The 18,381-nt window shown below is 67.1% G+C and carries 17 protein-coding genes; 10 read left to right on the forward strand and 7 right to left on the reverse strand.

Annotated elements, in window-relative coordinates; translation table 11 throughout:
* Nucleotides 1-19: 19 nt before the first annotated feature.
* On the reverse strand, nt 20-1,093 hold the full coding sequence (locus tag R9B84_RS37005) for a GlxA family transcriptional regulator (RefSeq protein WP_423762265.1): 1,074 nt from the start codon (nt 1,091-1,093) through the stop codon (nt 20-22).
* 284 nt (nt 1,094-1,377) lie between these two features.
* Here R9B84_RS37005 and R9B84_RS37010 point away from each other — a divergent pair, with 284 nt between their 5' ends.
* From R9B84_RS37010 to R9B84_RS37045, 8 genes are all read left to right on the forward strand, one after another.
* On the forward strand, nt 1,378-2,763 hold the full coding sequence (locus R9B84_RS37010) for an L-serine ammonia-lyase (RefSeq protein ID WP_423762266.1): 1,386 nt from the start codon (nt 1,378-1,380) through the stop codon (nt 2,761-2,763).
* A 16-nt stretch (nt 2,764-2,779) separates the two neighbouring features.
* Nucleotides 2,780-4,024 carry a sarcosine oxidase subunit beta family protein gene (locus tag R9B84_RS37015; protein ID WP_006480591.1) on the forward strand — a complete coding sequence of 415 codons (1,245 nt, stop codon included), beginning with the start codon at nt 2,780-2,782 and terminating at the stop codon, nt 4,022-4,024.
* A 22-nt stretch (nt 4,025-4,046) separates the two neighbouring features.
* Entirely contained in the window at nt 4,047-4,361 is a 315-nt protein-coding gene (locus R9B84_RS37020; RefSeq protein ID WP_048242596.1) for a sarcosine oxidase subunit delta, read from the forward strand.
* A complete protein-coding gene (locus R9B84_RS37025; RefSeq protein ID WP_423762267.1) occupies nt 4,358-7,369 on the forward strand; it encodes a sarcosine oxidase subunit alpha family protein in 3,012 nt (1,003 codons plus the stop codon). Before R9B84_RS37020 ends, R9B84_RS37025 begins: the two co-directional genes overlap by 4 nt.
* Nucleotides 7,359-7,991 carry a sarcosine oxidase subunit gamma gene (locus R9B84_RS37030; protein ID WP_423762268.1) on the forward strand — a complete coding sequence of 211 codons (633 nt, stop codon included), beginning with the start codon at nt 7,359-7,361 and terminating at the stop codon, nt 7,989-7,991. The genes R9B84_RS37025 and R9B84_RS37030 overlap by 11 nt, the downstream gene beginning before the upstream one ends.
* The gene (locus R9B84_RS37035) at nt 7,988-8,428 is read left to right on the forward strand and encodes a dihydroneopterin aldolase (RefSeq protein ID WP_047902481.1); all 441 of its coding nucleotides are present in this window, start codon (nt 7,988-7,990) and stop codon (nt 8,426-8,428) included. The genes R9B84_RS37030 and R9B84_RS37035 overlap by 4 nt, the downstream gene beginning before the upstream one ends.
* 210 nt (nt 8,429-8,638) lie before the next feature.
* Entirely contained in the window at nt 8,639-8,965 is a 327-nt protein-coding gene (locus R9B84_RS37040; protein WP_423762269.1) for a helix-turn-helix domain-containing protein, read from the forward strand.
* Nucleotides 8,965-10,317: a HipA domain-containing protein gene (locus tag R9B84_RS37045; protein WP_423762270.1), complete on the forward strand. Its 1,353-nt coding sequence runs from the start codon at nt 8,965-8,967 to the stop codon at nt 10,315-10,317. The genes R9B84_RS37040 and R9B84_RS37045 overlap by 1 nt, the downstream gene beginning before the upstream one ends.
* 73 nt (nt 10,318-10,390) lie before the next feature.
* On the opposite strand, the gene R9B84_RS37050 is transcribed toward R9B84_RS37045, so the two are convergent.
* Entirely contained in the window at nt 10,391-11,464 is a 1,074-nt protein-coding gene (locus R9B84_RS37050) for an alkene reductase (RefSeq protein ID WP_423762271.1), read from the reverse strand.
* Nucleotides 11,465-11,633: 169 nt separating this feature from the next.
* On the opposite strand from R9B84_RS37050, the gene R9B84_RS37055 reads away from it, so the two are divergent.
* On the forward strand, nt 11,634-12,509 hold the full coding sequence (locus R9B84_RS37055) for a LysR family transcriptional regulator (protein WP_423762272.1): 876 nt from the start codon (nt 11,634-11,636) through the stop codon (nt 12,507-12,509).
* 45 nt (nt 12,510-12,554) lie between these two features.
* On the opposite strand, the gene R9B84_RS37060 is transcribed toward R9B84_RS37055, so the two are convergent.
* From R9B84_RS37060 to osmF, 5 genes are all read right to left on the reverse strand, one after another.
* Nucleotides 12,555-13,226, reverse strand: coding sequence for a transglycosylase SLT domain-containing protein (locus R9B84_RS37060; RefSeq protein ID WP_423762273.1), 672 nt, complete (start codon nt 13,224-13,226; stop codon nt 12,555-12,557).
* A 220-nt stretch (nt 13,227-13,446) separates the two neighbouring features.
* On the reverse strand, nt 13,447-14,223 hold the full coding sequence (locus tag R9B84_RS37065) for an ABC transporter permease (RefSeq protein ID WP_423762274.1): 777 nt from the start codon (nt 14,221-14,223) through the stop codon (nt 13,447-13,449).
* Nucleotides 14,220-15,176, reverse strand: coding sequence for an ABC transporter ATP-binding protein (locus R9B84_RS37070; protein ID WP_423762275.1), 957 nt, complete (start codon nt 15,174-15,176; stop codon nt 14,220-14,222). The genes R9B84_RS37065 and R9B84_RS37070 overlap by 4 nt, the downstream gene beginning before the upstream one ends.
* Complete coding sequence (locus tag R9B84_RS37075) at nt 15,173-16,351, reverse strand: ABC transporter permease (protein ID WP_423762276.1); 1,179 nt, start codon at nt 16,349-16,351, stop codon at nt 15,173-15,175. Before R9B84_RS37075 ends, R9B84_RS37070 begins: the two co-directional genes overlap by 4 nt.
* A complete protein-coding gene (gene osmF / locus R9B84_RS37080; protein WP_423762277.1) occupies nt 16,348-17,271 on the reverse strand; it encodes a glycine betaine ABC transporter substrate-binding protein OsmF in 924 nt (307 codons plus the stop codon). The genes R9B84_RS37075 and osmF overlap by 4 nt, the downstream gene beginning before the upstream one ends.
* Nucleotides 17,272-17,436: 165 nt before the next feature.
* Between osmF and R9B84_RS37085 the strand changes: the two genes are divergently transcribed.
* On the forward strand, nt 17,437-18,366 hold the full coding sequence (locus R9B84_RS37085; protein ID WP_423762278.1) for a 2-hydroxyacid dehydrogenase: 930 nt from the start codon (nt 17,437-17,439) through the stop codon (nt 18,364-18,366).
* Nucleotides 18,367-18,381: the final 15 nt, after the last annotated feature.

Below are 18,381 nucleotides of genomic sequence, written 5' to 3' on the forward strand. Positions count from 1 at the left end.
GCGCGGGTGCCTTCGGCCGTCAGTCGGCGATGTCTTCGACGGGGTCGGCCGCCGCATCCGGCGTCGCGCCGGCTTCCGCCACTTCGCCGCCGCGTTCGCGATACGTCGCCGGCGGCACGCCGAACTGCTTGCGAAACTCGCGCCCGAGGTGCGACGCATCGGCGAACCCGCAGCTCGATGCGATATCGGCCACCGTCCGGTCCGAACTCGTCAGCAGCCACGCGGCGGTGCGCAGTCGCACCTGCTTCGCGAACACCTGCGGGCTCTTGCCCGTCTCGGCCTTGAACAGGCGCTCGAGCTGCCGCGTCGACAGGTCGAGCTTGCACGCCAGTTGATCGAGCGGCAGCGTGCGCCCGACATGCTGTTCCATCAGGAGAATCGCGCGCTTGACCTTCGGATGCGTCGCGGGTTCGAGCCCTGGCGGATGCGGCTGCGGCGCGTTGCCCTTCTGCATTTCGCCGACGAGCAGGATGCGCAGCGCCTTCTGCACGGTTGCATGATCGAAATGGCGCAGCAGGATCGCGGCGGCGACGTCGATCGACGCGCGGCCGCCCGAACAGGTAATCCGGCGCCGGTCGATCACGAACAGCCGGTCGGCGATCAGCAGGTCGGGATCGGCGGCCGGGAAGCGTTCGATGAAATCCCAGTAATGGAACCAGCTCACGCAGGTGCGGTAGCCGTCGAGCACGCCGGCGCGCATCAGCGTGAACACGCCGGTGCAGATCCCGACGACCGTCGCGCCGCCCGTCGCCGCGCGGCGGATGAAGTCGAGCGTTTCAGGGCCGGCTTGCGGCCCCGAATGCAGCAGCCCGCCGACCACGACCACATAGTCGAACGGCTCGGCCGCGTCGAACGTCTCCCACGGGGTGATCTGGATCCCGCAGCTCGCGCGCACCGGCGCGAGGGTCTCGCCGATCACGCTCCACGCGCAGCGCACGGGCTTGCTGTAGTCGCCGTCGTCGGCCGACAGCCGCAGCATGTCGACGAAGCCCGAGAAGGCCGTCAGCGTGAAGTTCGGCAGCAGCACGATGCCGAAGCGGATACGCCGCGGCGCGGGTTCTGCAAGGGGGGAAGCGGGTACGTCGGGTGTCATCGCGGCCAATCTCGTCACGCCGGGCAGGCGGTCTCACTCATTTCACTCGGGTTGCGGGTACGGCTGCCGGGGCGGCGCGGCTGTAGCCAGCGTCGCCGATCGGCTTCGGCCGGACTTGTGGTTTTCCGTCGCGAACCATCGCCAAAACGTACTTTCGGGCCGGCCGGCGCGGTGCTTGGCGGCGGTATCCCACGCCGATGCCGTTTTTGTTCTATCGGCCAATTTTACGCTTTGATGTACTGGTGCCCAACGTCATTCCACGCATGTCATCCAGAGGAAGCCAGATGAACGTCAGCGCGTTCGACCTGTTCAAGATCGGCATCGGCCCGTCCAGTTCGCATACGGTCGGCCCGATGATCGCCGCGTGCCGCTTCGCGTCGCACGTGGAGGACGCGAACCTGCTCGGCTTCGTGCGCCGCGTGCGCATCGAGCTGTACGGCTCGCTCGGCGCGACCGGCAAGGGCCACGGCACCGACAAGGCCGTGCTGCTCGGCCTCGAGGGCCACCTGCCCGACACGATCGATCCCGACCTGATCGAGCCGCGGCTCGCCGCGATCCGCGCGGAGAAGTCGCTGTCGCTGCTCGGCAAGCAGACGGTCCGCTTCGAGGAAAAGGAGCACATCGGCTTCTTTCGCAAGATGATGAGCGGCACGAGCATCGTGCACCCGAACGGGATGCGCTTCCAGGCATTCGACGAACACGGCCAGTTGCTGGTCGAGAAAGAGTATTACTCGGTCGGCGGCGGCTTCGTCGTGAATCGCGACGGCGATCGCGTGAACGGCGTGCGCGCGGCGGTCGAGGTGCCGTATCCGTTCCGCACCGGCGACGACCTGATGCACCAGTGCCGCGAACACGGGCTGTCGATCGCCGAGCTGATGCTGCGCAACGAATGCGCGCTGCGCCCCGCCGACGAAGTGCGCGCCGGGCTGCTCGCGATCTGGCGCACGATGGCCGCATGCGTCGAGCGCGGCTGCAAGGTCGAGGGCGAGCTGCCGGGCCCGATGCGCGTGAAGCGCCGCGCGGCCGAGCTGAACAGCCGCCTGCGCGAGCGTTCGGAAGAGTCGCTGCGCGACCCGCTGTCGATGCTCGACTGGGTGAACCTGTACGCGATGGCCGTCAACGAGGAGAACGCGGCGGGCGGGCGCGTCGTCACCGCGCCGACCAACGGCGCGGCCGGCGTGATTCCCGCGGTGCTGCACTACTACGTGAAGTTCGTGCCGGGCTCGAACGAAGCCGGCATCGTCGAATTCCTGCTGACGGCCGCGGCGATCGGGATCATCTACAAGGAAACCGCGTCGATCTCCGGCGCGGAAGTCGGTTGCCAGGGCGAAGTGGGCGTCGCGTGCTCGATGGCCGCCGCCGCGCTTGCCGCGGTGATGGGCGGCACGCCCGACCAGGTCGAGAACGCGGCCGAGATCGGCATGGAGCACAACCTCGGGATGACCTGCGATCCCGTCGGCGGGCTCGTGCAGATCCCGTGCATCGAGCGCAATGCGATGGGCGCGATCAAGGCGCTGAACGCGTCGCGCATGGCGCTCAAGGGCAACGGCCAGCACTACGTGTCGCTCGATTCCGTGATCAAGACGATGCGCGAGACGGGTGCCGACATGAAGACGAAATACAAGGAAACGTCGCGCGGCGGTCTCGCCGTGAACGTCATCGAATGCTAACGAAGGGTCAATCATCATGAGCCGCTACTCGATATTCAGCCTGTTCCGCAACGGCCTCTCGTATCACGAGAACTGGGAAAAGCAGTGGAAGAGCCCGGAACCGAAGAAGGAATACGACGTCGTGATCGTCGGCGGCGGCGGCCACGGCCTCGCGACCGCGTACTACCTCGCGAAGGAACACGGGATCACGAACGTCGCGATCCTCGAGAAAGGCTGGATCGGCGGCGGCAACACCGCGCGCAACACGACGATCGTGCGCTCGAACTATCTGTGGGACGAATCGGCCGCGCTGTACGAGAAGGCGATGAAGCTGTGGGAAGGGCTGTCGCAGGACCTGAACTACAACGTGATGTTCAGCCAGCGCGGCGTGATGAACCTCGCGCACACGCTGCAGGACGTACGTGACACCGAGCGCCGCGTCAACGCGAACCGGCTGAACGGCGTCGATGCCGAATTCCTGACGCCCGCGCAGATCAAGGAAATCGAGCCGACGATCAACCTGAACAGTCGTTATCCGGTGCTCGGCGCATCGATCCAGCGCCGTGCGGGCGTTGCGCGCCACGACGCGGTGGCCTGGGGCTTCGCGCGCGGCGCGGATCGCGCAGGCGTCGACATTATCCAGAACTGCCAGGTGACGGGCATTCGCCGCGAAGGCGGCGCGGTGGTCGGCGTCGATACGGTGAAGGGCTTCATCAAGGCGAAGAAGGTCGCGGTGGTGGCAGCCGGCAACACGACGACGCTCGCCGACATGGCCGGCGTGCGCCTGCCGATCGAAAGCCACCCGCTGCAGGCGCTGGTGTCGGAGCCGATCAAGCCGGTGGTCAACTCGGTGATCATGTCGAACGCGGTGCACGCGTATATCAGCCAGTCCGACAAGGGCGACCTCGTGATCGGCGCGGGCATCGACCAGTACACGGGCTTCGGCCAGCGCGGCAGCTTCCACATCATCGAAAGCACGCTGCAGGCGATCGTCGAGATGTTCCCGGTGTTCTCGCGCGTGCGGATGAACCGCCAGTGGGGCGGCATCGTCGACGTGTCGCCGGACGCGTGCCCGATCATCACCAAGACCGACGTGAAGGGCCTGTATTTCAACTGCGGCTGGGGCACCGGCGGCTTCAAGGCGACGCCCGGCTCGGGCTGGGTGTTCGCGCACACGATCGCGCGCGACGAACCGCATCCGCTGAACGCGCCGTTCGCACTCGACCGCTTCTATACCGGCCACCTGATCGACGAGCACGGCGCTGCCGCCGTTGCGCACTAAACGCACCATTGGAGAAAGAAACATGTTGCTGATCGAATGTCCGTGGTGCGGGCCGCGCGCCGAATCCGAGTTCTCGTGCGGCGGCGAGGCCGACATCGTGCGCCCCGTGAACAACGAGAACATGACCGACCGTGAATGGGGCGAGTACGTGTTCATGCGCGAGAACAAGCGCGGGCTGCACAAGGAGCAATGGCTGCACGCGCAAGGTTGCCGCCGATGGTTCAAGGCCACGCGCGACACGGTGACCTACGATATCAAGGGCTACGAAACGTTCGGTGGGGCTGCCATCAGTGGCGCAGCCGCCGGCAACGCACACGAAGAGGGCACGAGCAAATGAGCCAGAAAGACCGTCTCGGCACCGGTGGCCGCATCAATCGCGCGATTCCGTTGACGTTCACGTTCAACGGCCGCACGTACCAGGGCTTCCAGGGCGACACGCTCGCGTCCGCGCTGCTCGCGAACGGCGTGCACTTCGTCGCGCGCAGCTTCAAGTACCACCGTCCGCGCGGGATCGTGACGGCGGACGTCGCGGAACCGAATGCCGTCGTGCAGCTCGAATCGGGCCCGTATACGGTGCCGAACGCGCGCGCGACCGAAATCGAGCTGTACCAGGGGCTCGTCGCGACGAGCGTGAACGCCGAGCCGACGCTCGAGAACGACAAGTACGCGATCAACCAGAAGTTCTCGCGCTTCATGCCGGCCGGCTTCTATTACAAGACCTTCATGTGGCCGCGCAACATGTGGCCGAAGTATGAAGAGAAGATCCGCGAGGCCGCCGGCCTCGGCAAGGCGCCGGAGGCGCTCGACGCCGATCGCTACGACAAGTGCTACGCGCACTGCGACGTGCTCGTGGTCGGCGGCGGCCCGTCGGGCCTCGCGGCCGCGCATGCGGCGGCTACGGCCGGCGCGCGCGTGATTCTCGTCGACGACCAGCGCGAGCTCGGCGGCAGCCTGCTGTCGTGTCGCGCCGAGATCGACGCGAAGCCCGCGCTGCAGTGGGTCGAGAAGATCGAGGCCGAGTTGCGCAAGCTGCCCGACGTGACGATCCTGTCGCGCAGCACCGCGTTCGGCTACCAGGACCACAACCTCGTGACGGTCACGCAGCGCCTGACCGATCACCTGCCGGTGTCGATGCGCAAGGGCACGCGCGAGCTGCTGTGGAAGGTCCGCGCGAAGCGCGTGATCCTCGCGACCGGCGCGCACGAGCGTCCGATCGTGTTCGGCAACAACGACCTGCCGGGCGTGATGCTCGCGTCGGCCGTGTCCAGTTACGTGCATCGCTTCGGCGTGCTGCCGGGCCGCAACGCGGTCGTGTTCACGAACAACGACCGCGCGTACCAGACTGCGCTCGACCTGAAGGCATGCGGCGCGAAGGTAACGGTCGTCGATTCGCGCGCATCGTCGAACGGCGCGCTGCCGGTGGCCGCGAAGCGGCAGGGCGTGACGGTGATGAGCGGTGCGGTCGTGACGGCTGCTTCGGGTAAGTGGCGCGTATCGTCGGTCGACGTCGCGTCCTACACGAACGGCCAGACCGGCGGCAAGCTGCAGTCGCTGCCGTGCGACCTCGTCGCGATGTCGGGCGGCTTCAGCCCGGTGCTGCACCTGTTCGCGCAGTCGGGCGGCAAGGCCTGCTGGAACGACGAGAAGGCGTGTTTCCTGCCGGGCAAGCCCGTGCAGGCGGAAGCGAGCATCGGTGCGGCCGCGGGCGAGTTCGGTCTCGCCCGTGCGCTGCGGCTCGCGGTCGACGCGGGCGCCGAAGCGGCGAAGGCCGCGGGCTTCACGGCCGCGCAGCGCCCCGTCGCGCCGCAGGTCGCGGAAGCCGTCGAAGGCGCGCTGCAGCCGTTGTGGCTCGTCGGCAGCCGCGAGGCCGCCGCACGCGGGCCGAAGCAGTTCGTCGACTTCCAGAACGACGTGGCGGCCGCCGACATCCTGCTGGCCGCGCGCGAAGGCTTCGAGTCGGTCGAGCACGTGAAGCGCTATACGGCGATGGGCTTCGGCACCGACCAGGGCAAGCTCGGCAACATCAACGGGATGGCGATTCTCGCGCAGGCGCTCGGCAAGACGATTCCGGAAACGGGCACGACGACGTTCCGCCCGAACTACACGCCGGTGACGTTCGGCACGTTCGCGGGCCGCGAACTCGGCGATTTCCTCGACCCGATCCGCAAGACCTGCGTGCATGAATGGCACGTCGAGCACGGCGCGCTGTTCGAGGACGTCGGCAACTGGAAGCGGCCGTGGTATTTCCCGAAGAACGGCGAGGATCTCCATGCGGCCGTGAAGCGCGAATGCCTCGCGGTGCGCAACAGCGTCGGCATCCTCGACGCATCGACGCTCGGCAAGATCGACATCCAGGGCCCCGATGCAGTGAAGCTGCTGAACTGGATGTACACGAACCCGTGGAACAAGCTCGAAGTCGGCAAGTGCCGCTACGGGCTGATGCTCGACGAGAACGGGATGGTGTTCGACGACGGCGTGACGGTGCGCCTCGCCGACCAGCATTTCATGATGACGACCACGACCGGCGGCGCGGCGCGCGTGCTCACGTGGCTCGAACGCTGGCTGCAGACCGAATGGCCCGACATGAAGGTGCGGTTGTCGTCCGTCACCGATCACTGGGCGACGTTCGCGGTGGTCGGCCCGAAGAGCCGCAAGGTCGTGCAGAAGGTGTGCCAGGACATCGACTTCGGCAACGAAGCGTTCCCGTTCATGAGCTACCGCAACGGCACCGTCGCGGGCGCGAAGGCGCGCGTGATGCGGATCAGCTTCTCGGGCGAACTGGCCTATGAAGTGAACGTGCCGGCGAACGCGGGCCGTGCGGTATGGGAAGCGCTGATGGCGGCCGGTGCCGAGTTCGACATCACGCCGTACGGCACCGAGACGATGCACGTGCTGCGCGCGGAGAAGGGCTACATCATCGTCGGCCAGGATACCGACGGCTCGGTCACGCCGTACGACCTCGGGATGGGCGGGGTCGTCGCGAAGTCAAAGGACTTCCTCGGCAAGCGTTCGCTCGCGCGCTCGGATACCAGCAAGGAAGGCCGCAAGCAGTTCGTCGGCCTGCTGACCGAGGACGAGCAGTTCGTGCTGCCGGAAGGCGCGCAGATCATCGCGAAGGACACGCAGGTGTCAGCGGTCGATCCGACGCCGATGATCGGCCACGTGACGTCGAGCTACTACAGCCCGATCCTGAAGCGCTCGATCGCGCTCGCGGTGGTGAAGGGCGGCCTGAACAAGATGGGCGAGAGCGTCGTGATTCCGCTGGCCAACGGCAAGCGCATCACCGCGACGATCTCGAGCCCGGTTTTCTACGATACCGAAGGGGTGCGCCAGCATGTGGAATGAAACGAGAAACCAGACGCAGGTGGCGGGCGCGGGCGCCGTGACGCTTGAATCGCCGTTCGTCGGCGCGATCGACGTGCTGAAGACGCACCAGGCGCGCCCGTCGAACAAGTTCACGCTGCGCGAGCGGCCGTTCCTCGATCTCGTCAACGTGCGCGGCGAGTTGAGCGATCCGGCGTTCGTGAGCGCGTTCGAGCGCGTGGTCGGCTGCCGGCCGCCCGCGCAGCCGAACACGGTCGCGCGCGGCGCCGAGTATGACGTGCTGTGGCTCGGCCCCGACGAATGGCTCGTGCGCTCGAACGGGCCCGTGCCGGCCGGCGTGCTGGAGGCCGAGCTCGCCGAGGCCGTGCAGGGCACGTATTCGGCGGCCGTCGACGTCGGCAGCGGCTACACGGTCGTCGAGATCAGCGGCGAACGCGTGCGCGACGTGCTCGCGCGCGGCTGCCCGCTCGATCTCCACCCGCGTGCGTTCAAGCCGGGCCAGTGCGCGCAGTCGCATTACTTCAAGTCGTCGATCGTGTTGATCCCGACCGGCGACGATACGTTCGAGATCGTCCTGCGCCGCAGCTTCGCCGACTACTTCGTGCGCATCATGCTCGACGCGGCCGCGCCGCTCGCGTCATGAAGCCGTTCGACGAACCGTTCGTGGCGATCGACGCGCCGCGCCTGCGCGGGCGCGGCTGGAGCGTGTTCGTCGACGAACTGAAGGTGCCCGCGCGGATCGGCATTCATGCGCACGAGCATGAAGCGCCGCAGCCGATCGTGATCGATGCGCGGCTCGGGTATCGCTGCGAGCCGAGCGAGCAGGGCGAGTGGATCGATTACGACGGTTATTGCGCGCGCGTCGCGGCGTTTCTGTCGCACAAGCCGCATACGCGGCTGCTGGAGACGCTCGTCGCCGATATCGCGGTGCTGTCGTTTCGCGAATGGCCCGCGCTGGAGTCGCTGACGCTGTCCGTGTACAAGCCGAAGATCCGGCCGGGCACGAAACGCGTCGGCGTGTCGCTCGACTGGACGCGCGGGGATTACTTGCGGTGGACGGGGGCGGCGGGGCAGATTTGATGCCGACGACAATGCTGTCGGCGCCGGTTTGTTGCGTCAAATAGTTCCTGAAATACGAGAACAATCGGCGTGCAGTGAATGCGGGTAGATTTGTTCCTGAAATATCGGAACAATTTGCGGCTTCGGGTCGACGCGCGTATAATTCCGGTATTTTCGTAACAATGTCGCTTGGCCTCGCCGGCGGCTCTTTGTTCCTGGAATCCCGGAATTATGGCGCGTACCTTACCTCGCCCGATCGCAACCCCCGACCCGCTGGCTCCGGATCTGGCCGCGTTGGGGGCGCTCGTCCGGAACCGGCGAGCGCAGAACCAGATGCGGATCGACGACGCGGCCGATATGCTCGGCGTCTCGAAGGACGTGCTGTCGCGGCTGGAGAACGGCCGCGCCGTGAGCCTCGATAAATTGTTCAAGGTGCTCGACGGCCTGGGTCTCAATTTGCTCGTCGTGCCGAAACGCGAAGTGCCCGTGGCCCGCAAGGCGTTACACGAACATACGGCATCGCAAGCCATTCCGGCTGGGCCGCAGGAGCTGGCCTGATGGTCCATCGCCTGAGCATTTCGACCAACGGTTCGCCTGTCGGCCGGTTGACCTACGATGCCCGCCAGGACGATTACGGCTTTTCATACGACCCGACGTGGCAGGCGCGCGCCGACGCGTTTGCATTGTCGCCGTGCATTCCTCTCGATGGCGGTCCGCTTCCTGCCGGTGCGGTCCAGCGCTTTATCGGCAACCTGCTGCCCGAGGGCCGCGCACTCGAAGTGGCCGCGGCGATGTATCAGATATCGAAGGACAATGTTTTCGGTTTGATCCGCATGCTCGGGAAAGAGCCTGTCGGCGCGTTGAGCTTCTTTCCGGACGACAATGCCGATGCGCGGGCGCCGGAGGCTCTTGAATCGGTGCGGCGCGTGATAACCGCGGAGGAGTTGACCGACCGCATTCGCAAGCGCGATGCGATTCCGTTTCCCGTCTGGGACGGTCAGATCCGGCTGTCGATTGCCGGTCATCAGGACAAACTGCAGGTACTGGTCGAGGGCGAGCAATTCGCGCTCGTCGAGGGAGGGCTCAGCAGCACGCATATTCTGAAGCCCGAGTCCAGCAACCCGCATGCTCCTTTCATGGTTGCGAACGAGCATTTCTGCATGACGCTGGCTGCCCGAATGGGACTGCCGGTGGCCCATGTCGAGATGCGGCGTATCCCGGAACCCATTCTGCTCATCGAACGATTCGACCGGATCGTGACGACCGAACCGGATGATCCGCAGCGCGTCCGCGCGGTGCGGCGTCTCCATATCATCGACGGATGTCAGGCGCTGGATTTGCCCGCGACGCTCAAATACGAACGCAACCTCGGCAACAACGCGGACGTACGTAATATTCGCGAGGGCGTGAGCTTCGAGAAGCTGTTCTCCTTGACACCGTTCCTCGAGACGCCGGCAGCCGCTCGCACGGCGATGCTGCGCTGGGCGCTGCTGCAATTGCTGATCGGCAACAGCGACGCGCACGGCAAGAATATTTCGTTCTTCGTCAGCGGAGGCGGGCTCGATCCGGCGCCGCTATACGATCTCGTTTGCGTCAACGTGTACGGTGATGCGTATGTCCAGGATATGGCGATGGCTTACGGGGATGTATTCCGCCCGGAGGAATTGACCGCATTCGCGCTGGCGGATTTTGCGCATCGCGTGCGAATCCGGCCGCCGTTCGTCGCGCGCGAACTGACGAGGATGGCGACGCTGGCCATGAAGCTGGCTCCCGAATTGGCCGAGTCGGATGTGTACGTGGGCGAGGAGCGTGGGTGGGTGCGAAATATTTCGGAGTACGTATGCGCTCAGGCTGAAAAGACGCTGCGTATCGCGCCGATGATATCCCGAGTCAACGTCGATCTTCTCTGATATCCAACGGTTTGCGGCGCGATGCCGCGACACCCGTTCCGGCGTGTCGCGGCCATCGCGCCGTGCGGATGCGTTACGCCGCAGCCGTACCGTTCAACGCCGGATAATCCACATACCCGCGCGCATCGCCGCCGAAGAACGTATCGCGCTGCGCGTCGTTCATCGGCGCGCCCGTCTTCAGCCGCGTCACGAAATCCGGATTCGCGAGCACCATCTGCCCGTACGCTTCGAGATCGGCAATACCCGCTGCGACATCCGTGCCGATCGCGTCGCGCGTGCGGCCCGGCCGATTCACGATCAGCGTGCCGTTCCAGCGCTCGCGCAGGTCCGCGAGCAGCGGCTCGTCGCCCTGGTGCATCACGTGCAGGTACGCGAGGCCGAGCCGGTCGAGCCGCGTCGCCAGGTGGCGATACAGGTCCGGCCCTTCCGCGCCTTCGTCGATCCCCCACAACGTGGTGCCGGGCGACAGGCGGATCGCGGTGCGGTCCGCGCCGATCTCGTCGGCGATCGCCTCGGCCACCTCGATCGCGAAGCGCGCGCGATTCTCGATCGACCCGCCGTACGCGTCGGCGCGCGTGTTGGCGTTCGGCGCGAAGAACTGCTGGACCAGATAGCCGTTTGCGCCATGGATCTCGACACCATCGGCGCCGGCCTCGATCGCGCGGCGCGCGGCGAAGCGGAAGTCGTTCACCGTCTTGCGCACCTCGTCCGTCGTCAACGCGCGCGGCGCGGGAATCTCCTGCATCCCCTTCACCGTGAACATCGGCACGCCCGGCGCGATCGCCGACGGCGCGACGCCCTGGCGATGATGCGGCGTATTGTCGGGGTGCGACATCCGCCCCACATGCATCAACTGGATGAACAGGCGGCTGCCGCGCGCATGCACGCGGTCGCTGACCGCCTTCCAGCCCGCGACGTGCGCATCAGTGTAGATGCCGGGCGTCGTCAGGTAGCCCTGGCCGTCGTCGGACGGCTGCGTGCCTTCGCTGACGATCAGGCCGAGGCCCGCGCGCTGCGCATAGTATTCGGCGGCCAGTTCGCCGGGCGTGCCATCGAACGCGGCGCGGCTGCGTGTCATCGGTGCCATGACCAGGCGGTTCTGCAGCGTGTAGCGGCCGACACGGGCCGGGGTGAACAGTGCGTCCATGATGCGTGCTCCTTGAGGGTCGGGTAACGGCACCGGGGCGATGCCGTATCGGGCGCCGGCCGCGCACCGTTGCGCCAGCCTTGCCGCCATGGACACATCATCCATTGCTTCTTTTTCGAGATAAATATGGTAATTTGGATAACATTGATCCATTGATGGAGCAGTGGGCGTGGAATTGCTGAACGACATGGCGCTGTTCGTGGAGGTCGTGAAGGCGAAGGGCTTTCGCAGCGCGGCCGACGCGCTGGGCATGCCGAATTCGACGCTGTCGCGGCGGATCGGCGCGCTGGAAAAGGCGATTGGTTTGCGGCTGCTGCATCGCACGACGCGGCGGATCGAGCTGACGGAGGCCGGGCAACTGTATTTCGAGCGCTGCAAGCGCATCGTCGACGAGGCGCGGCTCGCGCACGAGCAGCTCGGCGAGTTGCTGGCCGAACCGGCGGGCGTGCTGCGCGCGTCGTTTCCGGTCGATTTCGCGGTGATCTACCTGACGCCGCTGATCGTCGAATTCGCGAACCGTTACCCGAAGCTGACGTTCGATTTCGAGCTGACGTCACGGCGCGTCGATCTGGTGAGCGAGCCGTTCGACGTCGCGATCCGCATCGGCGAATCCGCGGATTCGCAACTCGTCGCGCGGCGGCTCGCCACGTTTCGGAATCAACTGTATGCGTCGCCGCGCTATCTCGAGCGCTCGGGCGAGCCGCTCGAACCGGGCGACCTGACGCGGCATCAGTGCCTGAGCGTGCAGCGCGTCGAGGCGTGGACGCTGCATGACGACGCGCGGGAGGTCGAGGTGCCGGTGGGCGGGCGCTTCGTCGTGAACAGCGTCGGCATGATCCGGCAACTGGCCGTGCAGGATGCGGGGATCATCCAGATGCCGGAGGAGGTCGTGGCCGACGACGTGGCCGCAGGAAGGTTGCGTCGCGTGTTGCCCGGATGGGAGGGCGCGCCCGTTCCCGTCTACGCGATGACGGAAACGCGTTTGCTGCCTGCGAAGACGCAGATTTTCATCGAGTTTCTGCGCGCGCATTTTGCGCAGGCATAGCGTCTCGGGGCGCCTGAAAGTATCGGGAGTACGCGCGGATTGCGCTTAGCGGGTGCTTCGGTTCGCGGCCGGGGCCGACGTGGACGACTCGCTGACCGGCACCATCCGCGCCTTCGTCTCGTTCGCGGTTTTCGCGTCGTCGTCGGGTTCGAGCACGAAGCGGAACGAATCGACCCGCTGCATCACCTTCGCCGCATACGCGTTCGAACCGCCATAGCTTTTCAGCCCGGCCTGCACGTTGCCGCCTGCCGCCTTCACATAGCCCGACAGGATCGCGGAGCCGACTTCGACGTTCGCGTTCGGCTCGGTCAGATCCTTCACGTTGCGCAGCAAGCCGCGATGCGCGGCCGGCACGACCTGCATCAGCCCGGTCGCGCCATGCTGGCCGCGCGCCTTTTCCTGGAAGCGCGATTCGATCGAAATGATGGCGTAAACGAGTGCCGGCGGCAGCGAATATTTCGTCGCAGTCACGCTCACGATATCGGCGAGCTTCGCGGCCCGTTCTTTTGCGACGCCGAACTTCTTCGTCAGGTAGGACGTGATGCGGCGGTTTGCTTCGTTCGGCTGATCGTTGGCGTCGGCGAGCGGCGCGGATGCGCCGGACGGTGCCGATGCGGCCGCTTCGGGCGCGGACGCAGGCAGTGCGAGCGCTTGATGCGCCGATGCCTGTTGCGCGATGCCGAGCGAAAGCACGATCAGCCAGAGAAACCGTCGCATGGTGAAGTGCGGGGAATTGGGAGGCGCACAGTATATCGGCCAATCGCCGCCGGTGGTCGAGCGCCGGCTCGAATGAAAGCACCGTGTAGGCTTGTGTCGGTTCGTGACGATCGGCGGGCCGATCGTTGCATGGGCACGCATCGGAGTCCGGATGAACGTCGCCGGGCGTTGCGTTCGCATCCTTTTTTCACGTACGTGACAGGGTGCGGCTCCGCGGGCCTTATGCGCGGCGCGCGGCCGCCATTCGCGCAACCGCGCCGATCGCATCGCTGACGAGCACCGCGAGCAGCCCGACGATCACGCCGCCCTGCAGCACGAACGCGGTATTCGACGTCTGCAGGCCCGCGATGATCACGTCGCCGAGCCCGCGCGCGGCGACCGTCGAGCCGATCGTCGCGGTGCCGAGATTGATCACGACCGCGAGCCGGATCCCGTTGACGATCACCGGAAATGCGAGCGGCAGCTCGACCGATACCAGTTGCTGCCAGCCGCTCATCCCCATCCCGCGCGCGGCGTCGACGACGTCGCGCGGCACGTCTTCGAGCCCCGCGATCGTGCTTTCGAAAATCGGCAGGAGCCCGTACAGCACGAGCGCGATCAGCACGGGTTTCAATCCGAAACCGACGGCCGGCACCGCGAGCGCGAGCACCGCGACCGGCGGGAAGGTCTGGCCGATGTCGACGACGCTGCGCGCGACCGGCAGGAAATCCGCGCCGGCCGGCCGCGTGACGAAGATGCCGGCCGCGACCGCGACGAGCGTGCCGATCACGCTCGACAGCGCGACCGTGCCGAGATGCGCGAGCGTGAGGTCGAGCAGGCTCGCGCGATCGTAGATGACGGGCGCGCCGTTGTCCGCGAACGGCGCGAACAGCCCTTGCAGCCACGCGGGGCGCAACAGCAGCGCGAGCAGCAGCGCGAGCGCGGCCGCGCGGGCCGCATACGCGGGCAGTCGCCGGGGCAGCGCCGAACGCGCAGGCCGCACGCCGTGCGTCGTCATGCGGGCTTCCTCGCGTGTGCACGGATCGCATCAAGCGTGATGCGTCGCGTGTTGTGTCCGTTGCTGCCGCTGCTGCCGTCGCCATCGTCGACGGGCAGCGCATCGACACCGCGCCACAGCAGTTCGGACACCGCATCGCGCAGCGTGCGCGTCGCGGCGATCGGTTCGCCGTCGGCATGACCGGGTTCGGCTACCGCGTCGATCGGCGTCAGCGCGAGCAGGCGCAGCGGCCGGTCGACGCCCGCGACGAGCTGCTCGACGACGCCGGCCGCCGGCTTGCCGAGAATCTCGACGGGCGGCGCGACCTGCAGCAGCCGTCCGCCGTCCATCACCGCGATCGTGTCGCCGAGCTTCAGCGCTTCCTCGATATCGTGCGTGACGATCACGACCGTGACGCCGAGGCGGCGCTGCAACGCGAACAGGTCGTCCTGTGCCTTGCCGCGAATGATCGGATCGAGCGCGCCGAACGGTTCGTCCATCAGCAGCATCGCGGGCTCGGCCGCGAGCGCGCGCGCGACGCCGACGCGCTGCTGCTGGCCGCCCGACAATTCGTGCGGCAGCTTGTCCGCGAATTCGGACGGCGCGAGATGGAACAGTTCGAGCAGTTCGTTCACGCGTGCGGCGATGCGCGCGGACGGCCAGCCGAGCAGGCGCGGCACGGTCGCGATGTTGCGCGCGACGCTCCAGTGCGGAAACAGCCCATGCCCCTGGATCGCATAACCGATGCCGCGTCGAAGCTGCTCGGGCGCGACGGTCGCCGTATCGACGCCGTCGATGCGGATCGTGCCGCTGGTGGGCGCGATCAGCCGGTTGATCATGCGCAGCAGCGTCGACTTGCCGCTGCCCGACGCGCCGACGAGCGCGGTGATCGTGCCGCCCTTGATCGTCAGCGAGACGTCGTCGACGGCGACGACGTCGCCGAAGCGTTTGCCGACCCGTTCGATCTCGATCATCCTGCACGCCCCTTCGCGAGCGACGTCGCGGCTTCGAACACGACGGCGGCCGCCAGTGCGAGCGCGATCGTCGGGATCGCGCCGAGCAGCACGAGATCGGCGGCCGATTGCCCGATCCCCTGGAAGATGAAGGTGCCGAACCCGCCGCCGCCGATCAGCGCGGCGACCGCGGTCAGGCCGATGTTCTGCACGAGCACGATGCGCACGCCGCTCAGGATCACCGGCAGCGCGAGCACGAGATCGACGCGCAGCAACCGCTGCGCGCGCGTCATGCCCATCGCGCGCGCCGCTTCGGTCACGTGCGGCGGCACTTGTTCGAGCCCGACCACGACGCTCGATGCGATCGGCAGCAGCGAATACAGGAACAGCGCGAGCACGGCCGGCGCGACGCCGATCCCGCGGATGCCGAGCGCGGCCGCGAGCGGCACGTGCGCGGCGAGCAGGCCGAGCGGCGCCATCATCAGCCCGTACATCGCGATGCTCGGGATCGTCTGCACGATATTGAGCACGGGCATCGCGACGGTACGCACCGCCGCGACGCGCGCGCATGCGATGCCGAGCGGCACACCCGCGATGAGTGCGGCCGCCACCGAGCCGCCCGCGAGCGACACGTGACGGAGCGCTTCACGCCAGAAATCGTCGCTGCGCACCGCGTATTCGCGCATCACGGAGAGGCCGTCCCACCAGCCGCTCGCGAGCGGCACCGAGATCGCCGCAATCGCGACGACGAGCGCGACGAGGCGCCGCCACGGGCCGAACGCGAGCCGAGCGAGCGCGTCGGCGACGAGCACGGCCCAGGCGAACAGCAGCAGCCAGACACCGGCGGCGGGTGACACGCGCGCGAGCATGTCGTCGGGCGCGACGACGTGCGTCGCGACCGCACCGACCGCATACGCGAGCGTCGCGAGCCACGTGCAGCCTGCCGCAAGCCGCCACGCGGGGCGGCTCGCCGTCATCGCCCACAGTGCGCCGGCGATCCACAGTGCGGCGAGTGCAGCGCCCTGCACGGCGGGCAGCGCGGCGAACACCGACAGATCGGTGCCGGCCGCGATCCGGTTCGGCCGCTGCACTGCGAACGGCAGGCCGAGTACCGCGATGATCGTCAGTACTCCGATCAGGATGCCGACCTTGTCGGGTGTCACGCGCCGCGCGGACGCCGCCGCGCGACCCGTCATTTAACGAAGCCCTTCGATTTCAGGTAGCTTTTCGCGACCCCGGCCGCCGGCTCGCCGTTGATCTGGATGCGCGCGTTCAGCGTCTGCAGCGTCTTCAGGTCGAGGCTCGCGAACACGGGCTTCAGGTAGTCGGCGATCTGCGGATGCGCTTTCAGCACGGCTTCGCGGATCACGGGTGTCGGCGCGTAGACGGGCTGCACATGCTTGTCGTCGTCGAGCACCGCGAGGCCGCTCGATGCGATGCCGCCGTCGGTGCCGTAGACCATCGCCGCATTCACGCCGTCGGTCTGGTTCGCGGCGGCCTTGATCGTCGCGGCCGTGTCGCCGCCGGACAGCACGACGAGCTGCTCGGGCTTCAGCTTGAAGCCGTACGCCTTCTCGAACGACGGCAGCGCGGACGCGCTGTTCACGAATTCGGCCGACGCGGCGAGCTTCAGCTTGCCGCCGCCCGCGACCCACTTGCCGAAATCGGAGAAGGTCTTCAGGTGCTGCGATTGCGCGACGGGTGCAAGTACGGCGACGCCCCAGGTGTTGTTTGCCGGCGCCGGGGCGAGCCACACGAGATGGTTCGCCGCGTAGTCGAGCTGCTTCGCGGTGTCGTAGCCTTTGGCGGCGTCCTTCCAGACCGGGTCGTCGGCCTTGTTGAAGAAGAACGCGGCATTGCCCGTGTATTCGGGGTAGATGTCGATCTCGCCGCTCGTGAGCGCCTTGCGCACGATCGGCGTCGTGCCGAGCGCGATCTTTTCGGTGACCGGAATGCCGTGGGCTTTCAGCACCTGCGCGATGAGGCTGCCGAGCAGGTTGCCTTCGGTGTCGATCTTCGACGACACCACGACGGGCGTGTCGGCGTGCGCGCCGGGCGCGACGAGCGCGGCGGCGAACGCGAGGCCCAGGATCCGGGCGGGCAGGGCGAGCTTCATAAGCCAATCTCCAGGACGGGGGCGTAGGCGGAAAGTTACTTGACTGAGCCGGCTTTGGCAAACCGCGTGCGGCGGCGTGCCCACAGCCCGCGTGGGGATAACCCGCATCCGTCACGAGGGCTTGTTACACTGAAATCCGTTCCCGCCTTGCCGACACTTCCTGACATGAAGCCCGAGCTGCTGGTTCTCATCGCATTGCGCGGCGACGCGCATCGCGAGATCGCCGCGTCGTTCGACGTGCGCTATGCCCCGACTCCCGAAGAACGCGAACGCGCGATCGCCGAATCCGGCGGCACGATTCGCGCGGTGCTGACCAACGGCAGCACGGGCCTCGCCGCTGCCGATATCGACCGGCTTCCGCAACTCACGTTCGTCAGCGCGCTCGGCGCCGGCTACGAGCATATCGACGTCGCGCATGCGAAGGCGCGCGGCATCACGGTCGTGACGGGCGCCGGCACCAACGACGATTGCGTCGCCGATCACGCGTTCGCGCTGCTGCTCGCGGCGGTGCGCGGTGTCGTGCGGCTCGATGCGAAAACCCGTGCGGGCGTGTGGCGCGACGGGCTGCCGATGCCGCCGAACGTGTCGGGCAAGAAGCTCGGCATCGTCGGGCTCGGCAAGATCGGCGAGAAGTGCGCGCGCCGCGCGGCCGGCTTCGACATCGAGATCGGTTACCACAACCGATCCGCAAAGGACGTTCCTTACCGCTATTTCGACCGGCTCGACGCGCTCGCGCAGTGGGCCGATTTCCTGATCGTCGCGACGCCGGGCGGCGCGGGCACGCGGCACCTGATCGACCGCGCGGTGCTCGATGCGCTCGGCCCCGGCGGTTTTGTCGTCAACGTATCGCGCGGCAGTGTTGTCGATACCGCTGCTTTGGCGGATGCGCTGCGCGAAGGGCGCATCGCGGGCGCGGGGCTCGATGTGTATGAAGGGGAACCCGAGCCGCCGCGCGCGCTGACGGATCTCGACAGCGTCGTGCTGACGCCGCACATGGGTGGCTGGTCGCCCGAGGCGCTCGATCGTTCGGTGCAGCAGTTTCTCGACAATGCCGCGCGGCATTTCGCGGGGCAGCCGGTGTTGACGCCCGTTTGAGTCGCGTTTGAGTCA

The sequence above is a fragment of the Burkholderia sp. NLJ2 genome (assembly GCF_049487195.1).
GTDB lineage: Bacteria > Pseudomonadota > Gammaproteobacteria > Burkholderiales > Burkholderiaceae > Burkholderia > Burkholderia pyrrocinia.

What these genes read in the sequence shown, in the direction of transcription:
- R9B84_RS37005 (WP_423762265.1), bottom strand. Translation starts at nt 1,093, where the DNA reads ATGACACCCGACGTACCCGCTTCCCCCCTTGCAGAACCCGCGCCGCGG.
- R9B84_RS37010 (WP_423762266.1), top strand. Translation starts at nt 1,378, where the DNA reads ATGAACGTCAGCGCGTTCGACCTGTTCAAGATCGGCATCGGCCCGTCC.
- R9B84_RS37015 (WP_006480591.1), top strand. Translation starts at nt 2,780, where the DNA reads ATGAGCCGCTACTCGATATTCAGCCTGTTCCGCAACGGCCTCTCGTAT.
- R9B84_RS37020 (WP_048242596.1), top strand. Translation starts at nt 4,047, where the DNA reads ATGTTGCTGATCGAATGTCCGTGGTGCGGGCCGCGCGCCGAATCCGAG.
- R9B84_RS37025 (WP_423762267.1), top strand. Translation starts at nt 4,358, where the DNA reads ATGAGCCAGAAAGACCGTCTCGGCACCGGTGGCCGCATCAATCGCGCG.
- R9B84_RS37030 (WP_423762268.1), top strand. Translation starts at nt 7,359, where the DNA reads ATGTGGAATGAAACGAGAAACCAGACGCAGGTGGCGGGCGCGGGCGCC.
- R9B84_RS37035 (WP_047902481.1), top strand. Translation starts at nt 7,988, where the DNA reads ATGAAGCCGTTCGACGAACCGTTCGTGGCGATCGACGCGCCGCGCCTG.
- R9B84_RS37040 (WP_423762269.1), top strand. Translation starts at nt 8,639, where the DNA reads ATGGCGCGTACCTTACCTCGCCCGATCGCAACCCCCGACCCGCTGGCT.
- R9B84_RS37045 (WP_423762270.1), top strand. Translation starts at nt 8,965, where the DNA reads ATGGTCCATCGCCTGAGCATTTCGACCAACGGTTCGCCTGTCGGCCGG.
- R9B84_RS37050 (WP_423762271.1), bottom strand. Translation starts at nt 11,464, where the DNA reads ATGGACGCACTGTTCACCCCGGCCCGTGTCGGCCGCTACACGCTGCAG.
- R9B84_RS37060 (WP_423762273.1), bottom strand. Translation starts at nt 13,226, where the DNA reads ATGCGACGGTTTCTCTGGCTGATCGTGCTTTCGCTCGGCATCGCGCAA.
- R9B84_RS37065 (WP_423762274.1), bottom strand. Translation starts at nt 14,223, where the DNA reads ATGACGACGCACGGCGTGCGGCCTGCGCGTTCGGCGCTGCCCCGGCGA.
- R9B84_RS37070 (WP_423762275.1), bottom strand. Translation starts at nt 15,176, where the DNA reads ATGATCGAGATCGAACGGGTCGGCAAACGCTTCGGCGACGTCGTCGCC.
- R9B84_RS37075 (WP_423762276.1), bottom strand. Translation starts at nt 16,351, where the DNA reads ATGACGGGTCGCGCGGCGGCGTCCGCGCGGCGCGTGACACCCGACAAG.
- osmF (WP_423762277.1), bottom strand. Translation starts at nt 17,271, where the DNA reads ATGAAGCTCGCCCTGCCCGCCCGGATCCTGGGCCTCGCGTTCGCCGCC.
- R9B84_RS37085 (WP_423762278.1), top strand. Translation starts at nt 17,437, where the DNA reads ATGAAGCCCGAGCTGCTGGTTCTCATCGCATTGCGCGGCGACGCGCAT.